At 28.8% G+C, this 7,217-nt stretch carries 6 protein-coding genes; all 6 read right to left on the reverse strand.

The genetic code is table 11. The features are described from left to right. Nucleotides 1-10: 10 nt before the first annotated feature. Nucleotides 11-2,482 (reverse strand): carboxypeptidase regulatory-like domain-containing protein, encoded by a 2,472-nt coding sequence (locus U9R42_10425; GenBank protein MEA3496438.1) that lies wholly within the window; start codon nucleotides 2,480-2,482, stop codon nucleotides 11-13. 11 nt (nucleotides 2,483-2,493) lie between these two features. Beyond that, the gene (locus tag U9R42_10430; GenBank protein MEA3496439.1) at nucleotides 2,494-4,008 is read right to left on the reverse strand and encodes an OstA-like protein; all 1,515 of its coding nucleotides are present in this window, start codon (nucleotides 4,006-4,008) and stop codon (nucleotides 2,494-2,496) included. A gap of 158 nt (nucleotides 4,009-4,166) precedes the next feature. After that, on the reverse strand, nucleotides 4,167-4,547 hold the full coding sequence (locus U9R42_10435; protein ID MEA3496440.1) for an START-like domain-containing protein: 381 nt from the start codon (nucleotides 4,545-4,547) through the stop codon (nucleotides 4,167-4,169). 40 nt (nucleotides 4,548-4,587) lie between these two features. Beyond that, a complete protein-coding gene (locus U9R42_10440) occupies nucleotides 4,588-5,238 on the reverse strand; it encodes a phosphatidylserine decarboxylase family protein (protein MEA3496441.1) in 651 nt (216 codons plus the stop codon). Between the two features lie 24 nt (nucleotides 5,239-5,262). After that, complete coding sequence (locus tag U9R42_10445) at nucleotides 5,263-6,075, reverse strand: CDP-archaeol synthase (GenBank protein ID MEA3496442.1); 813 nt, start codon at nucleotides 6,073-6,075, stop codon at nucleotides 5,263-5,265. A gap of 26 nt (nucleotides 6,076-6,101) precedes the next feature. Further along, nucleotides 6,102-7,217 (reverse strand): CPBP family glutamic-type intramembrane protease (locus U9R42_10450; GenBank protein MEA3496443.1); only part of this gene is annotated, 1,116 nt, incomplete at its 5' end.

Here is a 7,217-nt window from a genome sequence, read left to right on the forward strand (position 1 = left end):
GATTGAGCAGTTATTTATTTTCAATTTTAGAATTCAGTTTTATTTCTTCTATTAAAATAGATTTTGCTTTAGCATCGTTAGTAATGTGCAAAAAATTTCCTTTGCCCAGTCCTGCCATAGTCTTCATTCTTCGTATTGCTTTTCTTTCTTTACCAAAACCTATTACTGACAAAATAATTCCATCCTGAGAATTGTCTAATATCATTCTCACAAGTTGAATCTCAGAATAATCGGGGCTATTAAACTCTCCGTCTGTTGCAATTATTACCTGATTATTTCCTCCAACAATAAAATTTGACTGAGCAATATCATAGGCTTTGTTCAAACCTTTTAAACCGTAAGTAAACCCAAATGCCTTAAGATTTGAAATAGCATTTAACAATGTATCTTTTTGGTCGGCAGGAATCGAGGACACAAGAATATGTGGTTCTGTATCGTAACTAATTAAAGTAATAAGGTCAATATCTCTGAGTATTTTTGTTAAATGCTTAATTGAATTTTTCAGATTTTCAATTTTATGAGCTTTTTTCATTGATGAAGAAACATCAATCAAAAACACAATATTATTTGCAGCGTACTTTGTTACGGGCAAAAGTCCTGTGCCTTCAGTTTCAATATCTTCCAATTTATTTTCAATATCATTTACTTCTGCGGTAATTATTTCTTCCTTTTTCTCTTCTGTTTTTTCAAAAGTATAATCATCTGCTTGACTTTTTATTTCTTCTTTCTCTTTAATTATTTTCTTTTCTTCTTCTATTATTTCCTCTTCTTTTACATCCTCTTCCTCAATTAAAACAACTACGGAGGCTTCTTCTTTTTCAAGTGTCAGATTTAAGTCGCCAAGTTCTTCACTAAAGGATTTTGTCATTAATAAATCTTTATAGCCTTCTGCTTTTATAGTAATTTCATAAATACCCGGCTTAATTTTTTTCTTAAATTTACCGTCATTCATTGTTCGATAATCATAGGCGGTTTTTGTTTCACGATTATAAAGTTTTACATAAGCTCCTTTAATTGGTTCCATTGTTTCTTTGTCAACAATTGTAAGTATTTGTGCAAAATCAAGTTTTTCTTTACTTTTCTTTAATGGCTCAAGTAAAATTTTTAACTTGGTAGTACCTTTCTTTAGCTCAAGGGTTTTTGATAAATCCTTATAATTTTTCTTAGAAATATCAATTTTGTAAATACCTGGTTTTATATCTTTTTTGAATTTACCATCTCCAAATGTTTTGTAATAATATTTAATATTTGTTTCAAGGTTTGTTAGGCTAATTATTGCTCCAGCAATTGGTTTCATTGTTTTGCTGTCAAGTATTTCTCCATGTTGCATATAATTTAAAACAACAGCTTTTTTGTTTTCATTCTCTTTCTTTGTTATTTTTTCTTCTTCCTTTTCTTCTTCTCTTTCCTTATTTTTTACAGTTTTCTCTTTAATTTCAACTTCTTTTTCTTCAGTATTTTCTGTAAAAACAGCCTCCTTTATTAATTGTATTGATAGTCCGGGCTTGTCTTTGTAAAGTTCAAATTTTCTTCCGTAAGGTTTATAACCATCAGCAGTAACTTCAATATCATAATCTCCTGCACGTAGCAACTTTCTAAATTTACCGTCTTGGTATGTTTTAAAATAATATGGAAGACGGGTTTTTTTGTTAGTTAATTTAATTGTTGCATCATCAATTGGCTTGGCAGTTTCCGAATCTACAATTATTCCACTTTGGAAAAAAGCAGTAGGTTTAGCATGCATTAGTTCGTTTTGTTGTGGTTCTTTATCTGTTTCGTTTTGTGCTATTTGATTGCCTTTAAATAATTTAAAAACTAATTCTCCTGTATTAATATTTAAATATTCTTCATGTTCAAGAGTTTGATAACCTTCGGCTTCAACAATAATTAAATAAAGTCCGATATCCAATTTCTCTTTAAAACTTCCATCTTTTGATGTTTTGGTTTTAAATTCTTTGTTTTTGCTGTTTATCAAAGTCAGCTTTGCTTTTTGAATAGCTTTTGAATTTTCTCCGTCAATTACTAAACCGTTTTGCTCAAAAACTAAATTAGTAGCTTCTTTATTCAAAGCTCCTCCGGGGCAGGATAGAAAAGAATTTGTTTTTCCTTTTACTACAAGTTTTATCGGATTCATGGAAGCAGAAGTATAAATAAAAATGTTTTCATGAAAATTTCCCAAGTCAAGAGCTTCGTAGTAAACAAATATTTTCCCTTTTTGATTTTTCAAAATATAATTTGTAGGATAATTGATATGCACCTCCGGTGAGCGTTCAACTTTTAAAATTGCAAGTTTTTCTCCGCTTGTATTCACAAACTCAAAAATTGCGGGTTTATCACTCCAATTATTAAGTATCCCAAAATCGTATTCCGTTTGCGAAAAATCCAATTGTGCTTGTGATGAAAAAGTAGAGAGAAAAAATAAAAAAGTTATTAGTAATCTAAAGTTTTTCAAAACACTATTTTTGGGGTTTAATGCAAACATAACAGTATTTTTTATTTTATAAAAAGTTCAATAATTGATTTCGGTTTTTCAGAGATTCTCCAGAGAAATCCTAACAATTTCAATTCAGAATTATCTGTTTTGTCGGGTGGAGTTACTTTGCCTGATGGTTTTGTTACAAAATTAATGGTATTTATGTTGCTTTCTTTAAAGCCAATAAAAATTACACTGGATTGAATTTTATTTACACCAACATATTTTTCTAATTCGTCTTTAAGATAATAAATTGCCTCTGCATTGCCTTCCACATCCATTTTATAAAGATCGTTATTTTTTAAAAATGCTGTCATTTTTTTTCCTTTCACTTGATTAAATCGAATGGAATCAAGTTTTTCAATTACAAAACAATCGTCTTCAAAAAACATTTTATCAAGCTTATTGTTTTTTAAAATCATTTCAATTCTTTTGGCAGTAATTTGGTTATCTTTTGTCCACAAAACAGGGTCATTAAAAAGTATTATCAAAGAATCGTCAGTAGCGTAAGAAAGTGAATCACATTTCATGCTCATGTTTGAACTAAATGATCGTACATTGTTGTAGGCAAGAATAATATTTTTTTCGCCTGTGCTGTCTTTAATAATTTTTAAAGTGTCAGCATGAAGATACATAGTATCATTTTCATTATGTTTTTCAAATAAGGCACTATCGGTTATATAAATAATTTCCTTTTCTTTTATTCGCTTAGCATATTGCCCGTAAATAATTGATTTTTCTGTTGTGTCAATAAACTTTACATTACCAATAGCTTCTGCATTTTTACTTTCATTTTCATAGTAAAGAATATCTCCGAAAATTTTTTGATTTTTTGAAAAAACATAAGCGTTTTGACGAAATCTGGAAATTCGTTTTTCTGTATTGTACCAGCCTTTTTCCGTATAAATTTTTGTATCCTCACCACTTATTGTTGTCGGGCTATGAAAATTTGCCACCCTTGAATTAATATTGTATTGCAAAGTATCACAACTAAGTGTAAAATCTTTATTTTTTAGCTTTACGTTTTCTTTAAAAAACAAATCTTTTGTTGAAGAATAATAATACCCCCTGTTGCTTGAAAGTGTATTTGCAGAATCTACAATTACTGCTTTGCTTGTGTAGGAAGCAATATTGGATTTGATGTTATAAATTAGTGTCTGTGTTGTCAATGTCATTTTTTTATCGGTAAATCGAACATTCTCTTTAACACTTGCTAATTTTTCATTTATGTCGTAATGAAGAAATCCTCCTGTTAACAAAATGGAGTCACCTTGCTCTATTCTTACGCTTCCATAAGCATCAAAATAGTTTTCATTTATAAATTCATAGGCACTATCGCAATACATTTTTACTCCTTCGTGCATAAGAACAACATCTCCTATAAGTTTTCTCACACTTTTACCTTTCTTTTCACTACCAATTAAAGTGTTAGCATGCAAAATTTCAATTCTTTTTACTTTTTGAGAAAATGATTTCACAGGAAGTAATAAAATAAATAAATAAATAAAAAATATTATATAATTGTATTTGATCATTTTAATGCAAAATGCAATATTAATACCGAATAAAAATTTTATTCAGAAAATATAGAAAACTATTATTTAGTAGATTGCTACAGTCTTTAGCAGTCCGTTGTAAAAAGGAATGTTTTTCTTTTGAGCTTTTTTCAGCATATTTTAATTTGTGCAGGAAACTAACCACCAATAACTCTTTTAAGTTTTGTTATTACTCCGTCCCACCACATTTTTGCTTCTTCTAGCTCATCTTCATTATCATAATCAGAAATAAGCAGAATTGTCCCATTGGTAACCTCATCAGTTTCAATAACGAAGGTTAATGTTTCATTATCTTCTCTGTCTAACCATCGATAAACAACTTTTGTGTTTCTTTTCTTTTTATCGAGAGAGACAGATTCTTCTACTCCATCCCAACTGAATACTAATTTATTGTCATTGATTATTACATCATCAGCAAACCAAACAGCAAGGTTGTAAGGTTTTGATAGATAATTGTAAATTAAAGAAGCCTTTGCTTTAAAGGAATACTCAAAATTATAATTTACTCGTTTACTCATAGATATATAATTTAAAGAAAATAATCGTTTTATAAAAAAATTAAAGGTAAGCAATAATTGTTTGATTGCCAAAAACTTTTTGATTTAATTTTACATTTAAATTAATGTCTTCAGAAAAATAAATATCAACCCTTGACCCAAACCTTATAAAACCTAACTCCTGCCCTTGTTTCACTTCATTTCCTTCTTCAACATAAGTTCTAATTCTTCGTGCAAGAAAGCCTGCAATTTGCCTGATAAAAAATTCATTGTTGTTTTTATCTACAATTGCAAGTGCATTATTTTCATTTACCTCAGAGGATTTTTCCTTAAATGCCACTAAATATTTCCCGGGATGATATTTTTGGTAAACAATTTTTCCATCAACAGGAATTCTATTTAAATGTACATCAACTACCGACATAAATATTGACACTCTAAGCATTTCCCTTTTAAAAAATTCTTTTTCAAATACTTTTTCAATTTGCACAATGTGTCCGTCAGCAGGAGAAACAAAAGCATTTTTTTCTTCAACACCTTTTCTTTTTGGTGATTTAAAAAACTGTGCTATTGCAAGAAAAAACACAATTGAAGAGTATAAAACTATATCTTTAAAGGGTGAATCAAGTCTTTTCTCAGATACAACATTTATTAGCAAAAATATTAGTGATATATAAAAAATTATTCTGTAGCCTTCTTTGTGAATCTTCATTTAAACTAAATCTTGAATTTTTTATTAAAATACAAATATCAGCAAATAAATTGTATAAAATGGAATCACAAACAACAAAGCATCAAATCTGTCTAAAAAACCTCCGTGTCCGGGCATTATGTTTCCACTATCTTTTACTTCCAATTTTCTTTTTAATTTTGATTCAAAAAGATCTCCGACTATTGACGAGACAGAAATTATCAGGCTAATTATTAGCCAATTATTAATGCCTAGTTCAGGATAAATTTTATAAAAAATTAAGGAAGATATCACAGTAAAAACTACTCCGCCAATAATTCCTTCCCATGTTTTTTTAGGAGAAATGCTTGGAACAAATTTGTGTTTCCCTATTAATGAACCTGTGAAATAAGCGAAAGAATCGTTTACCCAAGTAAAAATTAAAGCAGACAATAAAAAAATTGTTGCATAATTTCCGTCAATTATTGCAATTAATAAAAACAAAGACATTGGAACAGAAATATAAAGTAATCCGAAGAATGTGATTTTTTGATTTGAAGAAAATAATTTTTTCTCTCTAATCAATTCAATAGCCCATAAGAATATTACTAATGGAATGAAAAATAAATATGCTTTAGGGAAAACATTAAACACAGCCAATGAAACTGATAACAGCATAGCAGTGCTAAAAATAATTACTGTGATTTTGGAAATAATATTTTTCTTATGCTTTTCAAACAATCTGTAAAATTCAAATAAAGTAAATCCATTTATCAATAAAACAAGCAACAAAAATGACCATTGATTCCAAAGGATTCCTCCAATCATAATTGTAGCAAAAATTATTGCGGAAATTGTTCTTGTCTTAAGCTCTTTCATAAATGTTTAAAAAACAAAAATTCTGATTATTTCTCTCCTTCCAATCCCTCTACATCCTCAATTTTTCTAATTAAATCCATTGCTTTTTCAAGTTCTTCAGCTTTTGTTCTAATTTCTATTGTCCCGAAAGATGGAATTGAAGAATCTCTTTTGTTTAGAATAACAGCCGAAATACCTTCGTTTTCTAATTTTCCTTTAATAATTTCTGCTTCATTTTTATTGGATGTTGCATAAACTTTTTTCCAATCATTTGATTTATCTCTCTTCTTTGAATAATAAGTAGCAAGATAAATGAATAAGGCTGCTGCCAGCCCAAAACATAAAGCGGTTACCCAATTTGACATTTCCATAGGCTCATTTATTTTATAATTTATTATTTTATTGTTTGCCAAAAATACAAAAATTACTGCAAGGGAGTTATTTAAAAAATGAAAATATATTGACACCCATAAATTTTTTGTCCAAAAATAAAAATAACCCAGCAAAACACCAAGTAAAACACGAGGTAAAAAACTAAGAAATTGTAAATGAACTGCACTAAAAAATATTGCGGTAAGGATAATTGCAATATCAATATTTTTTACCCATTTGTGCATCAAATTTTGTAGTAATCCTCTAAAAAATAATTCTTCGGTTAATGCAGGAATAAGTGCTATAACTATTAAATTTACAGTAAGGTCTAAAATAGAACTGCCTTCTAAAAACTTTAAAACCAATCCTTGCATTTGTGTTTCTTTAGCTCTCATCCATTCGTTTACTCCACTCATAAATTCAGGGAGATTCAAATTGGAATTTACTTCTATTAACCATTCGAGAAAGGGAAACATAATTAGAAAAAGCACAGTAACATGAATTATACTTTCTAACTTTGGAAAATGTTTTATTTGTAAAAATGAAACAGTGTTTTTCCTTAAAAATTTCAACATTACAAAAACCGGCAATCCAAATGTGCCAATTGCAGCAAAAACCTGAACTACTTTAAAAGCGTTAATTATCTCCGGACTCCCGTTAATTAGTGCTTGCTGATTTAAAGAAAGAATGCTAACATCAAAAATAATTGATGCAACAAATAATCCGATAAATGAAAAAACAAGCATAGAAGCAAGAGTAATTGTAGCAAGAATAAGAAGTGTTATAAATGG

The organism is Bacteroidota bacterium (genome assembly GCA_034723125.1).
In the GTDB taxonomy this organism is placed as follows: domain Bacteria; phylum Bacteroidota; class Bacteroidia; order CAILMK01; family JAAYUY01; genus JAYEOP01.